The 22,010-nt window shown below is 69.1% G+C and carries 25 protein-coding genes; 21 read left to right on the forward strand and 4 right to left on the reverse strand.

Annotated elements, in window-relative coordinates; genetic code table 11:
- The first annotated feature begins 81 nt into the window (after positions 1–81).
- The 4 genes from lepB (at position 82) to E3O49_RS17420 (ending at position 3,438) form a co-directional block, all read left to right on the forward strand.
- Entirely contained in the window at positions 82–828 is a 747-nt protein-coding gene (gene lepB, locus E3O49_RS17405) for a signal peptidase I (RefSeq protein WP_134368265.1), read from the forward strand.
- 9 nt (positions 829–837) lie between these two features.
- Positions 838–1,473, forward strand: coding sequence for a ribonuclease HII (locus E3O49_RS17410; protein ID WP_338144963.1), 636 nt, complete (start codon positions 838–840; stop codon positions 1,471–1,473).
- 12 nt (positions 1,474–1,485) lie between these two features.
- Positions 1,486–1,809 carry a DUF2469 family protein gene (locus E3O49_RS17415; protein WP_130176401.1) on the forward strand — a complete coding sequence of 108 codons (324 nt, stop codon included), beginning with the start codon at positions 1,486–1,488 and terminating at the stop codon, positions 1,807–1,809.
- 156 nt (positions 1,810–1,965) lie between these two features.
- Positions 1,966–3,438 carry a glyceraldehyde-3-phosphate dehydrogenase gene (locus E3O49_RS17420; RefSeq protein WP_134368263.1) on the forward strand — a complete coding sequence of 491 codons (1,473 nt, stop codon included), beginning with the start codon at positions 1,966–1,968 and terminating at the stop codon, positions 3,436–3,438.
- A gap of 27 nt (positions 3,439–3,465) precedes the next feature.
- Here the strand turns inward: E3O49_RS17420 and E3O49_RS17425 are convergent, their stop codons facing one another.
- Positions 3,466–3,912: a nitroreductase family deazaflavin-dependent oxidoreductase gene (locus E3O49_RS17425; protein WP_134368262.1), complete on the reverse strand. Its 447-nt coding sequence runs from the start codon at positions 3,910–3,912 to the stop codon at positions 3,466–3,468.
- A gap of 191 nt (positions 3,913–4,103) precedes the next feature.
- Complete coding sequence (locus tag E3O49_RS17430) at positions 4,104–4,916, reverse strand: metal-dependent hydrolase (RefSeq protein ID WP_134368261.1); 813 nt, start codon at positions 4,914–4,916, stop codon at positions 4,104–4,106.
- Positions 4,917–5,061: 145 nt separating this feature from the next.
- Here E3O49_RS17430 and E3O49_RS17435 point away from each other — a divergent pair, with 145 nt between their 5' ends.
- The 8 genes from E3O49_RS17435 (at position 5,062) to E3O49_RS17470 (ending at position 13,421) form a co-directional block, all read left to right on the forward strand.
- Positions 5,062–6,189: a dipeptidase gene (locus tag E3O49_RS17435; RefSeq protein ID WP_134402391.1), complete on the forward strand. Its 1,128-nt coding sequence runs from the start codon at positions 5,062–5,064 to the stop codon at positions 6,187–6,189.
- 58 nt (positions 6,190–6,247) lie between these two features.
- The gene (locus E3O49_RS17440; protein ID WP_241975783.1) at positions 6,248–6,958 is read left to right on the forward strand and encodes an SGNH/GDSL hydrolase family protein; all 711 of its coding nucleotides are present in this window, start codon (positions 6,248–6,250) and stop codon (positions 6,956–6,958) included.
- 125 nt (positions 6,959–7,083) lie between these two features.
- A complete protein-coding gene (locus E3O49_RS17445; RefSeq protein WP_134368260.1) occupies positions 7,084–7,440 on the forward strand; it encodes a YraN family protein in 357 nt (118 codons plus the stop codon).
- On the forward strand, positions 7,440–8,975 hold the full coding sequence (locus E3O49_RS17450) for a YifB family Mg chelatase-like AAA ATPase (RefSeq protein ID WP_134368259.1): 1,536 nt from the start codon (positions 7,440–7,442) through the stop codon (positions 8,973–8,975). The genes E3O49_RS17445 and E3O49_RS17450 overlap by 1 nt, the downstream gene beginning before the upstream one ends.
- Positions 8,972–10,333 carry a DNA-processing protein DprA gene (locus tag E3O49_RS17455; RefSeq protein ID WP_241975784.1) on the forward strand — a complete coding sequence of 454 codons (1,362 nt, stop codon included), beginning with the start codon at positions 8,972–8,974 and terminating at the stop codon, positions 10,331–10,333. The genes E3O49_RS17450 and E3O49_RS17455 overlap by 4 nt, the downstream gene beginning before the upstream one ends.
- Positions 10,334–10,369: 36 nt before the next feature.
- Positions 10,370–11,518, forward strand: coding sequence for an alcohol dehydrogenase catalytic domain-containing protein (locus E3O49_RS17460; RefSeq protein WP_370261508.1), 1,149 nt, complete (start codon positions 10,370–10,372; stop codon positions 11,516–11,518).
- 44 nt (positions 11,519–11,562) lie between these two features.
- The gene (locus E3O49_RS17465) at positions 11,563–12,471 is read left to right on the forward strand and encodes a phosphodiesterase (protein ID WP_134450892.1); all 909 of its coding nucleotides are present in this window, start codon (positions 11,563–11,565) and stop codon (positions 12,469–12,471) included.
- Complete coding sequence (locus tag E3O49_RS17470; protein WP_134402392.1) at positions 12,462–13,421, forward strand: tyrosine recombinase XerC; 960 nt, start codon at positions 12,462–12,464, stop codon at positions 13,419–13,421. The genes E3O49_RS17465 and E3O49_RS17470 overlap by 10 nt, the downstream gene beginning before the upstream one ends.
- A 10-nt stretch (positions 13,422–13,431) precedes the next feature.
- Here the strand turns inward: E3O49_RS17470 and E3O49_RS17475 are convergent, their stop codons facing one another.
- Complete coding sequence (locus E3O49_RS17475) at positions 13,432–13,941, reverse strand: murein hydrolase activator EnvC family protein (RefSeq protein ID WP_134434337.1); 510 nt, start codon at positions 13,939–13,941, stop codon at positions 13,432–13,434.
- Positions 13,942–14,271: 330 nt separating this feature from the next.
- On the opposite strand from E3O49_RS17475, the gene rpsB reads away from it, so the two are divergent.
- The 9 genes from rpsB to E3O49_RS17520 all read left to right on the forward strand — a co-directional run bounded on the left by rpsB (position 14,272) and on the right by E3O49_RS17520 (position 20,909).
- Positions 14,272–15,186 (forward strand): 30S ribosomal protein S2, encoded by a 915-nt coding sequence (gene rpsB / locus E3O49_RS17480; RefSeq protein ID WP_134368256.1) that lies wholly within the window; start codon positions 14,272–14,274, stop codon positions 15,184–15,186.
- Positions 15,187–15,197: 11 nt separating this feature from the next.
- Positions 15,198–16,025: a translation elongation factor Ts gene (tsf, locus tag E3O49_RS17485; protein WP_134402393.1), complete on the forward strand. Its 828-nt coding sequence runs from the start codon at positions 15,198–15,200 to the stop codon at positions 16,023–16,025.
- A 121-nt stretch (positions 16,026–16,146) separates the two neighbouring features.
- Positions 16,147–16,863 (forward strand): UMP kinase, encoded by a 717-nt coding sequence (gene pyrH, locus E3O49_RS17490; RefSeq protein ID WP_134402394.1) that lies wholly within the window; start codon positions 16,147–16,149, stop codon positions 16,861–16,863.
- A 31-nt stretch (positions 16,864–16,894) separates the two neighbouring features.
- Positions 16,895–17,449: a ribosome recycling factor gene (gene frr / locus E3O49_RS17495; protein WP_134368253.1), complete on the forward strand. Its 555-nt coding sequence runs from the start codon at positions 16,895–16,897 to the stop codon at positions 17,447–17,449.
- 13 nt (positions 17,450–17,462) lie between these two features.
- Positions 17,463–18,443: a phosphatidate cytidylyltransferase gene (locus tag E3O49_RS17500; protein ID WP_174235663.1), complete on the forward strand. Its 981-nt coding sequence runs from the start codon at positions 17,463–17,465 to the stop codon at positions 18,441–18,443.
- Positions 18,444–18,490: 47 nt separating this feature from the next.
- Positions 18,491–19,048, forward strand: a complete 558-nt coding sequence (locus E3O49_RS17505) for a DivIVA domain-containing protein (protein ID WP_134402395.1) — start codon at positions 18,491–18,493, stop codon at positions 19,046–19,048.
- 66 nt (positions 19,049–19,114) lie between these two features.
- Positions 19,115–19,777 carry an aggregation-promoting factor C-terminal-like domain-containing protein gene (locus E3O49_RS17510; protein WP_134368251.1) on the forward strand — a complete coding sequence of 221 codons (663 nt, stop codon included), beginning with the start codon at positions 19,115–19,117 and terminating at the stop codon, positions 19,775–19,777.
- 63 nt (positions 19,778–19,840) lie between these two features.
- Complete coding sequence (locus E3O49_RS17515) at positions 19,841–20,140, forward strand: hypothetical protein (RefSeq protein WP_134368250.1); 300 nt, start codon at positions 19,841–19,843, stop codon at positions 20,138–20,140.
- A 34-nt stretch (positions 20,141–20,174) separates the two neighbouring features.
- The gene (locus E3O49_RS17520) at positions 20,175–20,909 is read left to right on the forward strand and encodes an alpha/beta hydrolase (protein ID WP_134368249.1); all 735 of its coding nucleotides are present in this window, start codon (positions 20,175–20,177) and stop codon (positions 20,907–20,909) included.
- Positions 20,910–20,922: 13 nt separating this feature from the next.
- On the opposite strand, the gene E3O49_RS17525 is transcribed toward E3O49_RS17520, so the two are convergent.
- Positions 20,923–21,972 carry an AI-2E family transporter gene (locus tag E3O49_RS17525; RefSeq protein WP_134368248.1) on the reverse strand — a complete coding sequence of 350 codons (1,050 nt, stop codon included), beginning with the start codon at positions 21,970–21,972 and terminating at the stop codon, positions 20,923–20,925.
- Positions 21,973–22,010: the final 38 nt, after the last annotated feature.

The following is a 22,010-nucleotide window of genomic DNA, read 5'->3' on the forward strand; positions in this document are numbered from 1 at the left end:
GGTTACGACCGACTCGCAGCTGCTGCTGGATTGACCCTGAGCTCCTCACCCGTACACTGGGTCAGGAGCTCAGGTGGTTTAATGACGGACAATTCTCTGCCCACGCGGTCTCATCGCCTGGATTCAGAAACGAAGCGCACGAAGCGCGGCGTTGCACTCTTTTTTCGTGACCTCCTGGTCATCTTCGTGGTGGCCCTGCTCATCTCGTTCCTGATCAAGACGTTCCTGATCCGGTCCTTCTACATCCCCTCCGGGTCGATGGAGACCACGTTGCTGGTCAACGACCGCATCATCGTCAACCAGCTCGAGCCGAAACTGATGCCGATCGAGCGTGGCGACGTCGTCGTCTTCCGGGATCCGGGCGGCTGGCTCCTGCCGCAGGCGCCGATCGAGCAGAATCCCATCGTCGCCGGGGCGGAGTGGGTCCTCTCCGTCGTGGGCCTGTCCGCGCCGGACAGCAACGACCACCTGATCAAGCGCGTCATCGGGCTGCCGGGCGACCACGTCGTCTGCTGCAACGCCCTCGGACAGATGAGCGTCAACGACGTCCCCCTCGACGAACCGTACGTGACGCTGCCGGTCGGGGAGACCCGGGTGTCCAAGGACGACTTTGACATCGTGGTGCCGGACGGTTCGCTCTGGGTGATGGGCGACAACCGGTACAACTCCAAGGACTCCCGCTACAACGGCGACACTCCGGGCAAGGGGTACGTGCCCGAGGACAACGTCGTCGGCCGCGCCCTCGTGATCAGCTGGCCGCTGGCCCGTTGGTCCTGGCTCGACGACTACCCGGAGGTTTTCCGAGGAATCCCCTCGGGGACCGACTAGGTGGCTGTCATGGATCCGACCCTGGATGTCGAGCTGGCCCTGCTGGCAGCCGGAGCGACCTGCGTGATCGGCTGTGACGAGGTGGGCCGCGGCGCCCTGGCCGGCCCCGTCGGCGTCGGCGTCGCCGTCGTCGACGCCTCCGCCACGCCGTTCCCGGCCGGCTTACGCGACTCCAAGATGCTCAGCCAGCCGCGGCGCGAGCTCCTCGCCCCGCTGGCCGTCGCCTGGGCCCTGCACTCGGCCGTCGGGCTCGCCTCGGCGCAGGAGGTCGACGAGCTGGGCATCATCGCCGCCCTCGGCCTCGCCGGCAAGAGGGCCCTCTCGCGGCTCCACGCGGCCGGGGTCGACATCACCGGCGGCGTCGTGCTCCTGGACGGCAACGACGACTGGCTGAACAAGGCACTGGTCACCCCGCTCAACGTCGTCACGCGCATCCGGGCCGACCAGGACTGCGCGTCGGTGGCGGCGGCATCCGTGATCGCCAAGGTGCACCGGGACGCTCTCATGATCGAAGCGGATGCCGTTACCCCCGGTTATGAGTGGGCCGGGAACAAGGGTTACGGCAGTGCCGCCCACATGGGCGCGATCGCGCTGCTCGGCCCGACCGTGCTGCACCGCAGATCCTGGCTCAAAATCACAGCGTAAGATTGAGTCACCATGGAAGAAGAAGAGTTCGAGGACTACGACCGCGAGGTCGAGTTGGCCCTGTACCGAGAGTATCGAGACGTCGTTGGGCAGTTCCAATACGTGGTCGAGACCGAGCGACGCTTCTATCTCGCGAACGAGGTGGAGTTGGTTCGCCGGGACACGGAGCACGACTTCTACTTCGAACTGACGATGAAAGACGTCTGGGTGTGGGACGTGTACCGGTCTGACCGGTTCGTGAAGTCGGTTCGGGTGCTCACGTTCAAGGACGTCAACGTGGAAGAGCTCGCATCCAAGGAGTTCGAGCTGCCCAAGGAGCTCGCGCTCGACGAGTGACACCGCTCAGCCGGACCGCGTGAGCGGTCCGAGTTCGTGAGTTCTACCGTGGGGGATTCTCCTCCGTCAGGCCACCGTCGGCCGGATGGGGGCTCAGGCTGCACCAGCCTGCACAACTCGGCGCAACGATGCGGTCGAGAGAGAAGGGTATTTCTTTTGCTTCAGGAATCGGACCTCGCACGCGCCACGTGGATCGACCGGGAGGCCCTCGCTGAGGCGATGATCCCGCTGATCGGCCGGCTGTACCGCGAAAACAACGTCGTGACGAGCGTGCACGGGCGCGGGCTGGTCAACCAGTCCGTGGTCGGGCTGCTGAAGGCGCACCGTTTCGCCCGCCACATCGACGACGCCGAGCTGCCCCTCGGGGAGACCCTGCCGCTGCTGCAGGCGCTGAGCACCCTGCGGCTCGGGGCCGCCTCCATCGACGTGGCCCGCCTCGCCATGGCCTACAAGCTGGAGGGCGCGGGGCAGAGCCTCGACGGCTTCCTCCGCGAACAGCTCGCGGACGTCGTGGAGCGTCAGGGCATCGACGAGCAGACCGGCACGGATGTCGTGCTCTACGGCTTCGGCCGGATCGGGCGCCTGCTCGCCCGCATCCTGATCTCGCACGCCGGCGGCGGCCAGGGACTGCGCCTGCGCGCCGTCGTGGTGCGTCGCGGCTCGGAGAACGACCTGATCAAGCGGGCCAGCCTGCTGCGCCGCGACTCGGTGCACGGTCCCTTCGAGGGCACCATCACCGTCGACACGGTCAACAACACGATCCTGGCCAACGGCACGCTCATCCAGGTGATCTACTCCTCCGACCCGGCCTCCGTCGACTACACGAAGTTCGGCATCCACGACGCCATCGTGGTCGACAACACGGGCCGCTGGCGCGACGCCGAGGGGCTGTCCCAGCACCTGGCCTGCCCGGGCGTGTCCCGGGTGCTGCTCACCGCGCCGGGGAAGGGTGCGCTGAAGAACATCGTGCACGGCATCAACCACGCCGACATCGACCTGAGCGACACCATCGTCACCGCGGCATCCTGCACCACCAACGCGATCACGCCGGTGCTCAAGGCCGTGAACGACCGCTTCGGCATCGTGGACGGCCACGTCGAAACGGTGCACTCGTTCACGAACGACCAGAACCTGATCGACAACTTCCACTCCGGGGACCGCCGCGGGCGCAGCGCCGCCCTGAACATGGTGCTGACCGAGACCGGTGCGGCGAAGGCTGTCGCCAAGGCCCTGCCGGAGCTGGCCGGCAAGCTCACCGGCAACGCCATCCGTGTTCCCACGCCGGACGTGTCGATGGCGATCCTCAACCTCACCCTGGCGAACGGCACCACCCGGGACGAGCTCAACACCTACCTGCGCACCATGTCGCTGCACTCGGAACTGCACAAGCAGATCGACTACATCGACTCGCCCGAGGTCGTGTCCAGCGACTTCCTCGGGTCGCGGCGCGCCGGGATCGTCGACGGCCTCGCGACCATCTGCACGGACAACAAGGCCGTGCTCTACGTCTGGTACGACAACGAGTTCGGCTACAGCTGCCAGGTCATCCGGGTGTTGGAGGAGATGGCCGGGGTCCACCCGCCCGTCTTCCCGAAGGTGCGCAACGCGGAACCGGTCGCCGCGTTCTGAGTCGCGTTGTGAGTGCGCGAGTCCCGGTCAGCGCGACCGGGGCTCGCAGATGACGACCGGGATGTCCCGCGACGTCTTCTGCTGGTAGCCGTCGTAACCGCGGTAGGCGGCGACGATCTGCGGCCACAGCTCCGCTTTCTCCTCGGTCGTGGCGGTGCGCGCGCGCAACTTCAGGGTGCTGCCGTGCACCGTCAACTCCACGTCCGGGTTCGCGACGAGGTTGAGGTACCACTGCGGATGCCGGTCGTCGCCGCCCTTGGATGCGATCAGCACGAACCGCTGGTGCCCGTGCACGGGGGCCGTGAGCATGGTCGTGCGGCGTTTGCCGCTCGAACGGCCGATCGTGTGCAGTTCGACCGCGGGCATCGATCCGATCGAGGAGAGAACCCGCCCGCCGGTGGCCCGCAGCACCGCCAGGTGCAGCGCGCTCATCGTCTTCATTTGCAGATCCACCAGCCGGTTGCGCATTCCCATAACTCCAGCCTAGGAGGCGGCGGCGCCTCGCCCGGCGTCGAACCAATTCGACGGAGATTAATTTGCAAGAGGCCGGTTTCGGGCCGTTTCGGGCCCGTTTGGGCCCGATACGGCCAAAACTTCCGTCGAATTCGTTCGCGGCGGGGTGGGTAGGGCGGGGTCGGCGGGGCAGCGGGGCGCGGAGCAGCGAGTCAGAGGGGCAGTGCGGCGGCGATCGCGAGCAGCACCGATTGCAGGTTGACCCCGGCCAGTTCGAGCAGGGCGAACGCGACGCCGTAACCGGCGTAAAGGGTGACGGGGATGAGCAGGAGCCACTCCCGCAGCGACCCCGCATTGCCGAGCAGGGGCAGGGCCAGGTAGCCGCCCGACGACCAGAGGCTCTCGAGCAGCGGCACCCGGCGCCACCATCTCGGCGGTTTCGGGATCCACGGCCAGAAAATCGGCATGCCGCCCGTGGTGAGCAGGTCGCCGAGCAGGTGCACGCCGTAACCGAGGGTGAAGCACACGACGAACCAGGACTGCTGCTCCGGGGCGAAGAGGGCGATGAACGCCGCCACGGCGAACCCGATCAACCAGGCCAGCCACCACGAGTCGCGGGCCAGGCCCAGGGCCTTCGCCGCGAAGGCGATCGCAGCGGCACTCATCAGGGCCGGGCCGATGCTCACGGGCTGGCCCGCGCCGGGCGGCTGCCAGAGCACGAAGCCGATGCTGCTGGCGAGCAGCCAGGCGCAGACCAGAGCCAGCAGGCTGTGCAGGCCGTGCCGGTGACCGCCGGAGGCGCGGGAGATCCCCGTGGTGACGAGCCGGCCCAGCACCGGCACCGACTGGGAGATCGTGGCCGCATTGTGGTCCGCGTCGGCCAGCAGGGCAGCCCCGGCGCAGAGCAGCGCACCGGCGATCGTGCCGACCGGCGTGACCGGGAAGAGGCCGAGACCGTGCCCGGCGGTCGCCGTGACGGCGATCCAGGCGGCGGCGCCGGTCATGGCATGGTGTCCACCCATCATGAGAGTGCGTCCTAACTGGTGCTGGCGGACCGGGCCGCGCAAGCCGGCGCAGAGCCGGGTGACGGATGCCGGCGGGAGCGTGGGTGAGGCTCCGGGCCGTTCCAATCGTAGGCGAGTTCCGATCCCCGCTGGCTAGCGTGGAGGCATGAGCGCGCACGCCACCAGTGACCCGTCCCTTCGGCCCGACGACGTCGCCACGGTCGTGGATCAGGCCATCCAGTTGGCGCCGCTGATCGACGGTCACAACGACTGGGCCTGGGAGTGCCGGTTGAACCGGGACTACTCGGTCGAAGGACTCGAGCGCGGCCTCTCCACCGACACCGACATTGCGCGGCTGCGGGCAGGCCGGGTCGGGGGACAGTTCTGGTCGGTCTACGTCAGTGACGACCACCTGGGCGCGGACGCCGTGCAGGGGACACTCGAGCAGATCGACTGGGTCTACCGCCTCGCGGCCCGTTATCCGTCGGACTTCGGCATCGCACGCAGCGCGGCCGACGTGGAGGCCGCCCGCGCCGCCGGGCGCATCGCGTCCCTCCTCGGCGCGGAGGGCGCCCACTGCCTCAACGATTCCCCGGCCGTGCTGCGCATGTTCGCCCGGTTGGGCGTTCGCTACCTCACCCTCACCCACGTGCACAACACCGAGTGGGCCGATTCGGGCACCGACGATCCCGTGCACGGCGGCCTCAGCGCGCGCGGCGTCGAGTACATCCGGGAGCTGAACCGGCTTGGCATGCTGGTCGACCTCTCCCATGTCTCCCCGGCCACGGCTCACGCGGCGCTGGACGCGTCCGACTCGCCCGTCATCTTCAGCCACAGCTCCTGCCGCGCGCTCAGCGACCACCCGCGCAACGTGCCCGACGACGTGCTGCGCCGCCTCGCGGTCAACGGCGGGGTGCTGATGCTCACCTTCGTGCCGCAATTCCTGTCCGCGGACTACTCCACGTGGTTCGAGGGCGGTCAGGCCGGGCCGGGCCCGACGGTGACGCTGACGGATGTCGCCGACCACGTCGAGCACGCCCGTGACGTCGCCGGCATCCGTCACATCGGCCTCGGCGGCGACTACGACGGCACCGACGAGTTCCCCGTCGGCCTCGAGGGCGTCGACGGCTACCCCGCGCTGCTGGCCGAGCTGGCCCGGCGCGGCTGGCCTGCCGCCGACCTGGCCGCACTGGCCGGGGCCAACGTGCTGCGGGTGCTCCGCGAGACGGATGCCGCGTTCGCGGCGGCCGGGGACGCGGCATCCGGTGGCTCGGTGCCCCGGCTCGTGCGTTGATGACGCGGGCCGCACCTACGCGACCAAGCCGCACGGGGTGCCGCTCCGAACGGGTGTCATGAGCACACGACGACGAACCACCTTCCGGATTGTGTCCGGGCTTCTTTCTGTGGTCGCCATCACCAGCGCCATCGCCGTCGTCGCGGTGCTCATGAGTCGCGGCGCCGGGGACACCGGTTCCGGCCCGGTGGACGGAACGCGCGCGGGCGAGACCGTCGTCGCCTTCTACGGGGACTCGTACACCCGCGGCACCATGGCGTCGGCGCCGGACAAGCGGTGGTCGAGCATCATCTCGGCCGAGCGCGGCTGGACCGAGTTCAACCCGAGTCGGAACGGCCTCGGCTTCGTGAACAACCGGGGCGCGATGGGCGGGGCGGACCTGGTCGACCAGGTGATCGCCGACCACCCCGACATCGTGATCAGCACCATGGGCCTCAACGACAACTTCTCGATGCCCGCCCGCGCCGACGAGATCAAGGCCGCGATCACCCGCGACTTCACGAAGCTGAAGGCAGCCCTGCCGGAGGCCCTCTTCATCATCGTGGAGCCGTTCTGGTACACCGAGGAGCGACCGGAATCGGTGGACCGGATCAACGGCTGGGTCCAGGCTGCGGCGGCCGGGATCGGCGCCGACTACATCCCCGGCGCGTCGCACTGGCTCGACGGGCACCCGGAGTGGATGGCCGTCGACGGCCTCCACCCCAACGACGAGGGCTATCAGGCGATCGCCAACCGGATGGACGCCGCGCTGGCCACCCTCGGCCTGTAACCGCCGGATGCCGTCGGCTCGCCGGCCCGTTCCTCCCCAACGGCAGGCGCGCCGCGCAGCACACAGCTTCCGAGCCGCACCGGCGTCTGCCACGCCTGCCCGGCAGGCTGGCGGCGGAGGTGCTCGTGGCACGCAAAGACGAACTGGGCAGGCAGGGCGAGGACTGCGCCGCGATCTTCCTGGCGGCGGCGGGCTACCGGCTGGTGGCCCGCAACTGGCGCTGCGATCAGGGCGAGGTCGACCTGATCGTCGAGAACGGGGGAGAGGTCGCCTTTGTCGAGGTGAAGACGCGTTCGGGCACGCGGTTCGGGCATCCGTTCGAAGCCATCACGGTCGCCAAGCTCGCCCGCCTGCGCCGTCTCGCCGCGGCCTGGTGCGACCAGTCGACGCTCCGGCCCCGGTGCATCCGCATCGACGCCATCGCCGTGATCATCCGTCCCGGCGCCGACCCGGTGATCGAGCATCTGCCGGGGGTGTTCTGATGGGGCTGGCCCGCACCCACGCGGTGGCCCTGATCGGGCTGACCGGGGCGCTCGTGGAGGTCGAGGCCGACATCTCCGGCCAGCTGCCGGGCATCATCCTGATCGGGCTGCCCGACGCTGCGCTCTCGGAGGCGACCGAGCGGGTGCGGGCGGCGGCCAAGAACTCCGGCTGCCCCCTGACCCGCAACAAGCTCACGATCAACCTCTCCCCGGCATCGCTGCCCAAGCACGGATCGGGGTTCGACCTGGCCATCGCCCTGGCGTGCCTCGGCGCCGACCGGCTGGTTTCGGCCGACTCGGTCGGCCGGGTGTTGCACATCGGCGAGCTCGCCCTCGACGGCCGGCTGCGGCCGACGCCCGGCATGCTGCCGGCGGTGATCGCCGCCTCCCGGCTCGGCCACGACACGGTCATGGTGCCCGCCGGCAACGTCGACGAGGCCTCCCTCGTGCCCGGGGTGAGGGTGATCGGCGTGGCCTCCCTGCGGGACGCCGCGATCTGGCATGGGGCCGAACTCGAGCCGATCCCGGTCACCCCCATCCTCTTGCCCGTCGACGCCGGGCCGCAGGCCGCCGAGCCGGACCTGGCGGACGTCATCGGCAACGACGACGCGATCCTGGCGCTGCAGATCGCGGCGGCCGGCGGGCACCACGTGTTCATGGTGGGGCCGCCCGGCGCCGGCAAGACCATGCTCGCGGCCCGGCTGCCCGGGCTGCTGCCTGATCTCGATGCCGCAGCCTCGCTCGAGGTCAGCTCCATGCGCTCGCTCAGCGGCCGCGGCGTCGGGCGGTCCCTGATCACCCGTCCGCCCCTCGAAGCGCCACATCACACGGCCACGGCCGCGGCGATGGTGGGCGGGGGCAGCGGCCAGATCCGACCGGGCGCGGCAGCCCGGGCCTCCCACGGGGTCCTCTTCCTCGACGAGGCGCCCGAGTTCGCGTCGGCGGTGCTCGACGCGCTCCGGCAGCCGCTGGAATCGGGGGTGATCATCATCCACCGCGCCAATGTGGTCGCCCATTTTCCGGCCCGGTTCCAGCTCGTGATGGCCGCGAATCCGTGTGCCTGCGGCCAATACGGAGCCCCCGACCTGGACTGCGCCTGCCCGCCGAACGCCCGGCGCCGGTACCTGGCGCGCATCTCCGGGCCGCTGCTGGATCGCATCGACATCCAGCTGAAGGTGCAGCGCGTCACCGCCACCCAGCTGCGTCTGGCCGCGGACACGCCGCGCCTGGTGAGCGCCGTCGCCCGAGAGCGGGTCGTCGCGGCACGTTCCGCGGCAGCCGCCCGGCTCTCGGGCACCCCGTGGTCGGTGAACTCCGACGTGCCCGGGCCCTGGCTGCGCGGCCCCCAGGCCCGGCTAGACCGCAGCGCCACGGCCGGCCTCGACCGTGCGCTCGAACGCGGCGGAATCACCATGCGCGGATACGACCGGGTGCTTCGGGTGGCCTGGTCCATCTCGGATCTCGAGGGCGTTTCCAGGCCGGGCATCGAACAGGTCGGGCAGGCGCTCTACCTGCGGAAAGGAATCTCATCATGACGATTTTCGGGCTGGCGGAGGCCACGGTCATCGAGCTGGCGGGCGCGGTGCGTTCCTCCCCGATGTCCTGGCCGACTGCCGCGACGGATGCGCCAACGGATGCCGCAGCGCACGTTCCGGAGGATGGCGCAGCGCAGGCGGCCGCAGCACACGCCGTCGCGGATGCGACCGAGGCCGCCGACGTCTTCGCCCGCGCCGCCTGGACCGGCATCGCCGAGCCCGGCGACGGAGCGGCGGGGCTGCTGGTGCAGGCGCTCGGCGCCGCGCCCGCGCTCACGGCCGTGCTCGACCTGTGGACCCCGGCCCGTCTGGCGGCGGTCGTCGCGGAGTCCGGGGCCGTCGACGAGGCCCGAGCAGAGGGTGCCGACGACCTCGCAGCCCTGCTGGATCAGGGTCTGCAACGGTGGCGGCCCCGGTTGTCTTCCGGCGAGGTGATCCGCTCCCTGCACCAGGCCGCGCGCGCATCCACCCGGCTCCTCCTGCCCGGTGACGTGCTCTGGCCGGTCGGAGTGGACGACCTGGGGCTTCACGCCCCGCTGGCCCTGTGGTGGCGAGGCATCCCCGGAGCGCTGCTGGCCCTGTCGAACTCGATCGCCCTGGTCGGCGCCCGGGCCGCATCCGGTTACGGCGAGCATGTGGCCATGGAGGCGTCGGCGGGCCTGGTGGACCGCGGTTTCGCCATCGTCTCCGGCGCCGCGTACGGCATCGACGGCATGGCCCACCGGGCCGCGCTGGCCAGTTCGGGGGTGACGGTGGCCTTCCTGGCCGGGGGAGCCGACCGGTACTACCCGAGCGGCCACGACGAACTGCTCGGCCGGATCGCGACCCAGGGAGCCGTCATCTCCGAGCTCCCGTGCGGTTCGGCACCGACGAAATGGCGTTTCCTCCAGCGCAACCGGTTGATCGCCGCCTCGAGCGCGGCCACCGTGGTGCTGGAGGCCGGATGGCGGTCCGGCTCGCTCAACACCGCCGGCCACGCCTCGGCATTGGGCCGGCCGCTCGGCGCCGTCCCCGGACCGGTCACCTCGCCCACGTCCGCCGGCTGTCACCGGCTGATCCGCGAATACGACGCCGTCTGCGTGACCAACGCCGCCGAGATGGCCGAACTCGTGGGCGAACGGATGCTGCAGCTCACCCTCGACCTTCCGGCGGACGAGGGTGGCACGGCCGGGTTCGGGGGCCGCACCAGCGAGCAGATCCGGGTGTTCGACGCCCTCAGTTCCCGGTCGCCGCGCACCGTGAACGACATCGCCCGCCGCGCGGGCCTGTCGGCGGCGGCCGTGCAGGGCTCCCTCGGGGCCCTCGATCTGGAGGGGGCGGTGCGCGAGCGGGAAACCGGGTGGGTGCGCGCGGGCTAGCGGGCGGTGCCGCCCGCCCGGGCTAGGTTGAGAGCCATGCAGCCCGCAACGATGCCCGCCACGATGCTCAGTTCGATCCTCCGTGAGTCCGGGGCGTCCCGCCCGTACTCGGTCAGCGCGCCGCTGGTGCAGGAAGAGCTGGCCGTTCCCCGGCCGCGAGCCGGCGAGGTCCTGGTGAAGATCGAACGGGCCAGCCTGTGCTACTCCGACCTGTCCGTGATCAACGGGTCAAGGGTGCGGCCGCTCCCCATGGCCCTCGGCCACGAGGCGGCCGGCATTGTGGCCGCGCTCGGCTCCGGCGTCACGGATGTCCGGGTCGGCGACCGGGTCGTGCTCGTCTTCGTGCCCAGTTGCGGCCGGTGCCGTGCCTGCACGGCGGGGCGCCCGGCGCTCTGCCACCGCGGCGCCGCGGCCAACGGCACCGGCGATCTCCTGCACGGCGACGCCGTCCTCGCCTCGGCCGACGGTGAACGCATCAACCACCACCTGGGTGTCTCCGCCTTCTCGGAGTTCGCGCTCGTCGCCCGGGAGTCCGTCGTCGTCATCGACGACGACGTTCCGTTCGACGTGGCCGCCATGTTCGGCTGCGCCGCCCTGACCGGGATCGGCGCCGTGCTCAACACGGCCCGGCTGGTACCCGGCCAGTCCATCATCGTGTTCGGGTTGGGAGCGGTGGGGCTGATGTCCGTCATGGCGGCCGCGCAGGTCGCCGGAACCACCGTGATCGCCATCGATCCGCTGCCGGAGAAGCAGGCGCTGGCCCTCAAATGCGGCGCGGATGTCGCCGGGTCCCCCGAGCAGGCTGCCGCCCTGGTGGCCGAGCACACCGGGGACGGCGTGGACGTCGCCATCGAAGCGGTCGGTAGCGCCCGGGTGATGGAGGCTTGCCTGGGTCTGCTGACACGGGGAGGCGCCCTGGTCTCGGTCGGCTTGCCGAACCCGGAGCAGCAGCTCTCCGTGCAGGCCCTGCAGTTCGCCGGCACCGGCGTTCGACTGCTGGGCTCCTACATGGGCGACTCCGTCCCGACCCGGGACATCGCCGCATACCTGCAGCTCTGGCGCGATGGCCGGCTGCCGGTCGAGTTGCTGCACACGGACACCAGGCCGATCGCCGAACTCAACGAGGGTCTGGACGCGCTCGCCGACGGTCAGGTGGTGCGCCGCCTGTTCCGAATGACACCATGATCGGAGGCAGGCCGTAGTCTGGGCGGCACCGAGAAAGGTGAGTCATGTCAGCCGTGCAACTGGGCCAGTACCCGCCCGCGTCCCACCTGATCGCGCACATCAGTGACACCCATTTCCTCGGCGGCAGCCGGGCACTCTATGGTGCGGTCGACACCGACACCACGGTGTACCAGGCGATGGCGCAGCTGGAGCGGTCCGGCCTCCGGCCGGACGCGCTCGTGTTCACCGGCGACATCGCCGACCGGGGTGAGGCCGATGCGTATCGCCGGGTGCGCGACATCGTCGAGGCCGCGGCCGAACGGATGGGCGCCCCCGTCATCTGGGTGATGGGCAACCACGGCAAGCGGGAGGCTTTCCGCACCGAGTTGCTGCGCGAGGCCGGGTCGATGGCACCCGTCGACCGGGTGCACGACATTGGGGGAGTGCGCATCATCGCCCTGGACACGAGTGTCCCGGGCTATCACCACGGCGACCTGTCCGAGGCGCAGCTGGCCTGGCTGACGGACGTGCTGCGCGAGCCGGCTCCCCACGGCAGTCTTCTGACGCTGCACCATCCGCCCGTGCCGACGATGCTGCCCCTGATGGCCATCCTTGAGCTGCGGGGGCAGGCGAGACTGGCCGAGGTGGTTGCCGGCAGCGACATCCGGGCGATCCTGGGCGGGCACCTGCACTACGCGACGACCGGACTCTTCGCCGGAATCCCCGTGTCGGTCGCCGCCGCGACCTGCTACACCATCGATCCGACCGCGCCGCGCGGCGAACTCAGCGGCCTGCAGGGCGGCCAGTCGATCAACCTCGTGCACGTCTACTTCGACCAGATCGTGCACTCCCACGTGGCCCTCGGGGAGTTCGAGGCGGCAACCGGCTTCGATGCCTCCTTCCTCGCCCGGATGGAGGCGCTCACTCCCGAACAGCGCACCGAGGCCTTCTCCAGGCAGGTCGAATCAGGGTGACGGCTGCGCCCGCACGCCTCCTCGCTGCCCATGTCGACGACTTCGTCATCTACCTTGCGGCCGAGCGTGGCTTCTCCGTGCACACCGTCCGGGCCTACCGCACCGATCTGGCCGGGCTCGTCGCCTATGCGGAGACTCGCGGCGTCACCGACACGGAAGGGTTGAGCCTCGACCTGCTCCGCGACTGGCTCTGGGTCGCCACCCAGGCGGGGCTCGCGCGGGCGACGATCGCGAGGCGTTCGGCATCCGCCCGCAGCTTCACGGCCTGGCTGGCCCGCACCGGCGGCAGTTCCGCCGACCCCGCGGTAAGGCTGCGCTCACCGAAGCCCGGCCGCCCGCTCCCGCGCGTGATCAACCGGGCGCAGATGCAGGACCTGCTCACTCACCTCGAACTCCGCGCCCGCACGAATGACCCGGCAGCGCTCCGCGAACTCGCGATCGTCGAACTGCTCTACGCGTCGGGCCTGCGGGTCTCCGAACTCGTCGGCCTCGACGTGGCCGACGTCGACCTGCACCGGTTGACGGTTCGGGTCACGGGCAAGGGCGCGAAGGAGCGGGTGGTGCCGTTCGGCGTTCCCGCCCAGACCGCGATCCTCGCCTACCTCGGCCGGGCCAGGCCCGTGCTGGCGGCGGGCGGGGTGCAGGAAACGGGGGTGCAGAAAGCGGCGGTGCAGAACGCGCTGTTCCTGGGAGCCCGGCGGCAGCGGCTGGGCGTGCGGGCCGTGTACCGGCTCGTCGCCACCCTGCTGGCCGGCATCCCGGGAAACGAACCGGCGGGCCCGCACGCGCTGCGCCACACCGCAGCGACCCACCTGCTCGACGGAGGCGCCGACCTGCGCGCCGTGCAGGAACTCCTCGGCCACGCCAGCCTGGGCACCACCCAGATCTACACGCACGTCTCCGCGGAACGGCTCCAGCAGAGCTACCGGAGCGCGCACCCCCGCGCCTGACTCGGCACGGCTACCGCGCCGTCAGCAGGACCGCCCGTGGGACCCCGCCCAGGTAGAGCAGGGGAGAGACGTAACGGCCGTGCTGCCTCAGCCCGAGGTGGAGGCAGCGGTCGGCGCAGTGGCCCCCGGCGGCAACGTGCCCGAGGAGCTGCCCCGCAGCGACGCGCTCGCCCGCGCCCACGATGGCCGCCACCGGTTCCACCGTCGACACCACGTCGCCCGCGTGAGCGAGCGACAGCACAGGGCGATCCACCACCACGCCGGCGAAGGAGACGACACCGTCGTACGGTGCGAACACGGCCGTGCCGGGGATCGCCTGCAGGTCCAGGCCGCGATGACCGTCCGCATACTCGCTGGCAGGGGCTCTGAATCCCTCGACCACCGGATGCGGCGGCACCAGTGGCCAGGACCAGGTCCCCGCCACACTCGTCGCAGTCGATGGCGTGCCGGGCGGCGCCGGCAGCAGCACGCCGGCCAGCGGCACCAGCAGTGCCGCGGAGAGTAAACGGGAGAGGTTCATGCGACCACCGTGCCTCAGGGGCGATGCGGCCGGCCGGTATCCGCGGCATCCGTGCTGCGCACCCCGGGGGGTCTGGCTGTGGAGGAGCCGGGGGAAGGGCGCGGGCGGGGTGCGGTGCACCAGACGCGGTGCCGGTGGGTGCTAAACTCGTCCAAGCAGCGCTTCGTGCGCTGACTACGCGTGCCCATTCGGCCTCCACGTCCACTCGGTCCTTGCTTCTCGAAGCGGGGCGGATGTGTGCCGGGCACCAGGAGTAGTGATCATCCGATCACGACACAAACCGATTGGCGTTTTGCTGCCTCGCAGCGCGCCAGATAAGGAGAACGGCTCATGGCCGTCGTAACCATTCGCCAGCTGCTCGACAGCGGCGTGCACTTCGGGCACCAGACCCGCCGTTGGAACCCGAAAATGAAGCGTTTCATCTTCACCGAGCGCTCCGGCATCTACATCATCGACCTGCAGCAGTCGCTCGGGTTCGTTGACAAGGCCTATGACTTCGTCAAGGAGACGGTTGCCCACGGCGGCACCATCCTCTTCGTCGGAACGAAGAAGCAGGCGCAGGAATCGATCGCCGAACAGGCGATCCGCGTGGGCCAGCCCTACGTCAACCAGCGCTGGCTCGGTGGCCTCCTCACCAACTTCCAGACCGTTTCCAAGCGTCTGGCCCGCATGAAGGAGCTCGAAGAGCTCGACTTCGAGGACACCGCCAAGAGCGGTTTCACGAAGAAGGAAATGCTCATCAAGAAGCGCGAGCTCGTCAAGCTTCACAAGAGCCTCGGCGGAATCCGCAACCTCACGAAGACGCCGTCGGCGCTGTGGGTTGTGGACACCAACAAGGAGCACCTCGCCATTGACGAAGCCCGCAAGCTCGGCATCCCCGTCATCGCGATCCTCGACACGAACTGCGACCCGGACGACGTCCAGTACCCGATCCCGGGCAACGACGACGCCATCCGTTCCGTCGGCCTGCTGACCCGCATCATCGCGGACGCTGCAGCCGAGGGCCTCATTCAGCGCCACGCCAAGCCGGAGGCCGAAATCGAGCCCCTCGCCGCGTGGGAAGCCGAACTGCTGGCCGCTCCGGCCGAGACCACCCCGGTTGCTGACGAGACTGTCGCCACCGAGGCCGTCGTCGCCGAGCCGGTTGCCACCGAAGAGGTTGCCGCCGCCCCCGCGGAAGAAGCCGCAGCTGACGAAGCCGTAGCAGCCGCCGCGGTCGACGCTCCCGCCGAAGAAACCAAGTAAGGGGTCCCGGTATGGCAAGCATCAGCCTCGCAGACGTCAAGGCTCTGCGCGAGCGCCTCGGCACTGGCATGGTCGACACCAAGAACGCCCTCGTTGAAGCCGACGGCGACATGGAAAAGGCCGTCGAACTCCTCCGGATGAAGGGTGCCAAGGGCAACGCCAAGCGCGCCGACCGCTCCACTTCGGAGGGACTCGTCGCGGCCAAGGAAATCGGCAACACCGCCACCATGATCGAACTCGCCTGCGAGACCGACTTCGTCGCCAAGGGCGTCAAGTTCGTCGCACTGGCCGAGAAGGTCCTGGACGCGGTCGCCGCTGCCGGCGCCACCACCGTCGAGGAAGGCCTGGCCGCTCCGGTCGACGCCCAGACCGTCGGCCAGCTCATCGACGGCGAAGCCGCGATCATCGGCGAGAAGTTCGAACTGCGCCGCGTCGCATCCGTCACGGGTGAGAAGTTCGCGATCTACCTGCACAAGACCAGCAAGGACCTGCCCCCGCAGGTCGGTGTTGTTCTCGGCTACTCCGGAGACGACGCAGAGACCGCGCGCAGCGTGGCCCAGCACATCTCCTTCGCGAATCCCGAGTACCTCGCGCGCGAAGACGTTCCCGTCGACGCCGTCGAGGCCGAGCGCCGCATTGTGACCGAGATCTCGAAGAACGAGGGCAAGCCCGAAGCGGCTCTGCCCAAGATCGTCGAGGGTCGCGTCACGGCTTACTTCAAGCAGGTCGCACTCCTCGAGCAGGACTACGCCAAGGACAACAAGTTGTCCGTCAGCAAGGTTCTCGCGGACGCCGGACTGACCGTCTCGGGCTTCGCCCGGTTCAAGGTCGGCGCGTAACGAGAAATTGAGTAACGATGGAGACCGGGTTGCATTCGCAATCCGGTCTCCTTCTCTGTGTGCGCGCCCAGTAGCTCACCCAGTAGTTTTAAGACAGGTACAACGGAAGGACGCGCACAGCATGTCAGATTCGGTCAAAAAGCGCAGGGTCCTCCTCAAGCTTTCTGGGGAAGCATTCGGGGCGGGAAGCCTCGGCGTGAACCCCGACGTCATCAGCGCCCTCGCCCGCGAGATCGCCGAAGCGGCCAAGCAGGTCGAAATCGCGATCGTCGTCGGCGGCGGCAACTTCTTCCGTGGAGCCGAGTTGTCACAGCGCGGCATGGACCGTGGCCGGGCCGACTACATGGGGATGCTCGGCACCGTCATGAACGCGCTGGCGCTGCAGGACTTCCTGGAGCAGGCGGGCGCTGAGACCCGGGTCCAGTCCGCCATCGCGATGACCCAGGTGGCCGAGCCGTACATCCCCCGCCGCGCGGAGCGCCACCTGGAAAAGGGCCGCGTCGTCATTTTCGGCGCCGGTGCCGGACTGCCCTACTTCTCGACCGACACCGTCGCGGCGCAGCGTGCCCTCGAGATCGACGCCGAGATCGTGCTCGTCGCCAAGAACGGCGTGGACGGCGTCTACTCCGATGACCCGCGCACCAACCCGGACGCGCACAAGATCGACCGCATCACCTATCAGGAGGCCCTGCAGCGCGGGCTCAAGGTCGTCGACTCGACCGCGTTCAGCCTCTGCATGGACAACGGCATGCCCATGCAGGTCTTCGGGATGGCTCCGCACGGCAACGTGACGGCCGCCATTCTCGGGGCCGATCTGGGAACCCTCGTCTCCAACTAAGCTTGTCAACGCCACCGAAGAAGGAGTCACCGTGATCACGGATGTTCTGTCCGATGCCACCGCACGCATGCACAAGGCTGTCGAAGCCGCGAAGGACGATTTCGCGACCGTGCGAACCGGCCGCGCGAACCCGCAGATGTTCGCGAAGATCCTGGTCAATTACTACGGCACGGCGACGCCGCTGGAGCAGATCGCCTCCCTCCAGAACCAGGAAGCCCGCACGCTGTTGATCGGCCCGTATGACAAGGGCGCCCTGCGCGATATCGAGCAGGCCATCCGCGACACCCCGAACCTCGGGGCGAACCTGGGCAATGACGGCAACGTCATCCGCGCCACTCTGCCCGAGCTGACGGCGGACCGCCGCAAGGAGTACGTCAAGATCGTCCGCACCAAGGCCGAGGACGCGAAGGTGTCCGTGCGCAACCTCCGGCGCAAGGCCAAGGACGAACTCGAGGCCCTCAAGACCGAGGTCGGTGACGACGACGTGGCCCGCGGTGAGAAGGAACTGGAACAGATCACCAAGGCCCACGTCGATGCCATCGACGATGCCCTCAAGCGCAAAGAAGCCGAACTCCTCGAGATCTAGGGAGTTCAGCACCATGACGGACGATTCGAAAAAAGACCTGCCGCCCAAGCGCGCGCATGGCGTCAGCCGTGCCGAGTTCCGGGCCCAGGTCCAGTCCACCAGGGCTGACATCGAACGTCAGATGCAGGCCACCCGGGCGCAGCTGGACGCGACGCAGGTGCGTATCCAGGCTCGCACGGGCCGCAACCTGATCCTCGCCACCCTGATCGGGCTGGCGCTGGGACTGTTCATGCTGTTCAGCCTCATCGTGGTCAAGGACCTGTTCATGGTCTGCGCGGCCGCGTTCGTCGGCCTCACCGCCTTCGAGCTGGCCCAGGCGCTTCGCCACTCCGGGCGGAACGTGCCCCGCATCCCGGTCGTACTGGCTGCCGTGTCCGTGGTGCCGGCCGCGTTCTACTTCGGAGCGACCGGCCAGTGGCTGGCCACGCTCGGCGGCATCCTGCTGATCGGTCTCTGGCGGGTCGTTCTGCTCGCCTGGAAGAGCCACCGCGCCGATGCGAGCAGCGTGCTGGCGGATGTCGGTGGCGGCCTGCTGATCCAGTCCTACGTCGTCTTCCTGGGCAGTTTCTCCGTGCTTCTGGTGGCGCTGCCCGAGGGGCAGTGGTGGACGCTCGCGTTCCTGCTGATCGTCATCTCGGCGGACACCGCCGCCTACGCCACGGGGCTCAGCTTCGGCAAGCACAAGATGGTGCCCAGCATCAGCCCCAAGAAGACCTGGGAAGGTTTCGCGGGTGCCGGTGCCGCCTGCCTGGGGATCGGCGTGCTCCTGTCCGTCCTGATGCTCCACGAGCCCTGGTGGTTCGGCCTCATCTTTGGGGTCGTCATCCTGCTCAGCGCGACCTTCGGCGACCTGGCGGAGTCACTGATCAAGCGGGACCTCGGGATCAAGGACATGAGCTCCTGGCTGCCGGGCCACGGCGGATTCCTCGACCGGCTGGACTCGATCCTTCCGTCGGCCGCAGCCGCGTACGCCCTGTACCTGATCTTCGCCTAACAGTTGACGCTCGAAACAGAGGAGATGCTGTGAGGCAGCATGACGCAGTGACCACGACCTTCCCGCGCACCCCCAAAAAGACGCTGGGTTACAACACGGCGCAGGTCGAGTCATTCCTCGCAGCGGCTCGGAAGGCGTACGACGCCACCGATGACGGAGGCGAGGGCGCTCCGCTCACGGCCGAAACCATCCGTCACACCGCGTTCAGCCTGCACAAGGGCGGCTATTCTCCCGCCCACGTGGACGCGGCCCTCGAACGGCTCGAGGATGCCTTCGCCACCCGCGACCGTGACCGGGCCACGCGTGCACAGGGCAAGGAGGCCTGGCTGGAAGAGGCACACGATCTGGCCCAGGTCCTGGTCAACCGGCTCGGTCGCGCCGACCACCACCGTTTCTCCCGCGTCAGCATCCTTACGGTCGGCTACAGCCGGGTAGACGTCGACCGGTTCGCGTCCCGGCTGGTGCGGTACTTCGAAGACGGCTTCCCGGTCACGATCGAGGACGTGCGGTGCGCGGTATTCCGGCCCCAGCGCGGCGGCTATCGCGAAGCCCAGGTCGACGTCGTCCTGGACGGCGTGATCGACGTGATGCTGGCGGTTCGCTAACACGCACGCCGTTATCTCGCTGTTATGCGTGATCTGGGTTAGGCTCAGGACATCGTGGGTAGACATATGAGCATCATCGAGTCCGAGCACGCCGCCATACCCGTCAGGCCCGCAATGAGAAGGCCCCGGTCCAGAGGTCAGGCGTCGCTCTTCCTTTTCGCCTTCACGGCTGCTGCGGCCTTCGTGCTGGTCACCGTCGTGGACCCGTATTCCGGCGCCACCGCGTCACCGTACTTCCAGGTCGTCGGCGTGAGCCGGCCGTCTGGTCCCGCCCAGGAGATCCAGGTCGCCGCCGGCTACGCGAACACCGTGACCCGAGACAGCTTCACCGTGAACGAGAAGCCCATTCCCGTTCCGGTGCCCGTCGCGGCCCCCGTAGCGTCGAAGTCATCGTCGTCTACGGCGCCGACGGCCGCCGTTCCCGATCCCGGCTCCGCCCAGGCCATCGCGTCCGGGATGGTGGCTGACCGCGGCTGGGGCGACGACCAGTTCAACTGCCTCGTCTCGCTGTGGAAGAAGGAGTCCGGCTGGCGCGTCAACGCCGAGAACTCCTCGAGCGGCGCGTACGGCATCCCTCAGGCGCTGCCGGGCTCCAAGATGGCCACCTCCGGCGACGACTGGCAGACCAACGCCGCGACGCAGATCGACTGGGGCCTCGGCTATATCAGCGGCCGCTACGGAACGCCGTGCGGTGCCTGGGCGCACTCCGGCGACGTCGGCTGGTACTAACGCGCCGCACGCCCCCACCGGCCCCGTGGCCGCAAGCCGGCCGCCCCGACGTAGACTGTGCCCATGGCCCGCAGCAACCGACCTCGTGGCCGCAAGCCGGCCGGGTCGGGCGAGCCGGATGACGGCCTGTCCCGTCTGCGGGCCGGCTGGCGCCGCACGGAATCCGGGCGCGACGGCCTCTGGACCGTTCAACCGGTGACCGGTGCGCAGGCCGTCAAGGCCTATGTCTGCCCGGGCTGCAGCCTGCACATCGCGCCCGGACTCGCCCATGTCGTCGCGTGGCGAAACGACGGCCTGATGGGCGAGGCCGCCGACCTGGCGGCCCGCCGGCACTGGCACACGCACTGCTGGAAGATCAGATAGGGATGCCGCAGCGGGCATCCGAGAAGGAGAAACCGTGAGTTCGAGCGTGGTCGAGATTCGCGGGGGAGTCGAACTGCCGGCGGTGCGCGAGCAGATCGAGTTGCACACCGGCGATGGCCTGACCCTGGTGGGGGAGCTCGCGACACCGGTGGGCCGCCCCCCGGTGGCCACTCTCGTCACCCTGCATCCCTTGCCCACGCACGGCGGCTTCATGGACTCCCACCTCCTCCGCAAGGCAGCCGGCCGGCTGCCGGCCCTCGCCGATCTGGCCGTCCTGCGGTTCAACACCCGCGGTACGACCTCCCCGCGCGGCACCAGCGGGGGCAGTTTCGACGGCGGGGACGCCGAGCGCGAGGACCTCGCGGCGGCCATGGCCTTCGTCGCCCAACGGGGCCTGCCGAACCCCTGGCTGGTCGGCTGGTCCTTCGGCACCGAACTGGCGATCAAGTACGGTCTCGAGCACCCGATCCGGGGCGCCATCCTGCTGTCGCCACCCCTGCACCGGGCGTCGGATGCGGATCTGGCCAGGTGGGCGGGGAATGAGCGGGCCCTCGTCGCCATCATCCCGGAGCACGACGACTACCTGCGGCCGGAGGAGGCCCGTCAGCGCTTCAGCAGCGTGCCGGGCACCCGGTTCATCGCCGTGGACGGCGGGAAGCACCTGTGGGTCGGGGAGAGCCAGACGCGCCGGGTCCTGGACGAGATCGTCGCCGTGGTCAACCCGGCGGCCGCACCCCTGCCGACGGAGTGGACCGGCCCGCTCGCCTAGCCGAACCGATTCGTCAGAGTTCGTTCTGCCTCGGCACGACGACCTGCTTGATGATCATGATGGCGGCCGCGGCGACGGGGATGGCGATCAGGGCGCCGAGGATGCCGAGCAGGCTTCCGCCGGCGAGGGCGGCCACGACGACGAGCGCCCCTGGTACGGCGACGGCGCGGTTCATGATGTTCGGGCTGAGCAGGTACGCCTCGACCTGCATGTAGATGAGGTAGTAGATCGCTGCGACCAGGGCCGTGAACGGCGAACTGCCGATCCCGGGGATCAGGCAGGTCAGCACGATGATGATCGAACCGGTGATGGTCCCGATCAGGGGAACGAGCGAGAACAGGAAGGCGATCAGTGCCAGCAAGGCCGGGAAGGGGGCCCCGATGATGGACAGGAAGATGAAACTGAGCACGCCGTTGCACAGGGCCAGGGCACCCTGCCCGATCACGAAACGGCCGACGGCGGTCGTGATCTGCTCGCTGAGGTCGGCGAACCGCTCCCGCTTGGACGCCGGCACCAGCTGGTACATCGCGTGCTTCATGCCGTTCAGGGAGGCCGTGAAATAGAGCGTGAGAATGAGGATGATCAAAGCGCCGAACAGGCCGCTCACCACGGCGATGCCGGACTGGATCACCGTGGACGTGATCGAGGTCAGGTTCTTGCCGAGGAAGTCAGTCACCGAGGTGACGATCTTGGAGACCTCCAGGCCGGGGAACTGGTTCTGCAGGTCGGTGAGGAACGTCGAGGAGTTGACCGACTTCACCAGGTCGGGGATGGCTTTGGAGAGCTTGGACACCTGGTCGACGATGATCGGGGCGACGGCGAAGACCATGCCGGTGAGGACGCTGAGTACGACGGCCAGAACCGTCAGGATCGCCCACCGGCGCGGGAACTTTTTCTTCTCCAGCCAGGACACGGCCGGGTCGAGTCCGAGCGAGAGGAAGAGCGCGGCCCCGATGTAGGTGATGATCGTCTGCAGCGTGACAACGGAGGAGATGATCAGTAGTCCGACGCCGACGCCGAGGGTTCCGATCAGGCCGACTCGGAATGCATTTTGAATCTTCACGTGCTCCCCCATTGGCGACGACTCGGCGTCGGTTCTCA

Source organism: Cryobacterium shii (genome assembly GCF_004402595.1).
Taxonomy (GTDB): domain Bacteria; phylum Actinomycetota; class Actinomycetes; order Actinomycetales; family Microbacteriaceae; genus Cryobacterium; species Cryobacterium shii.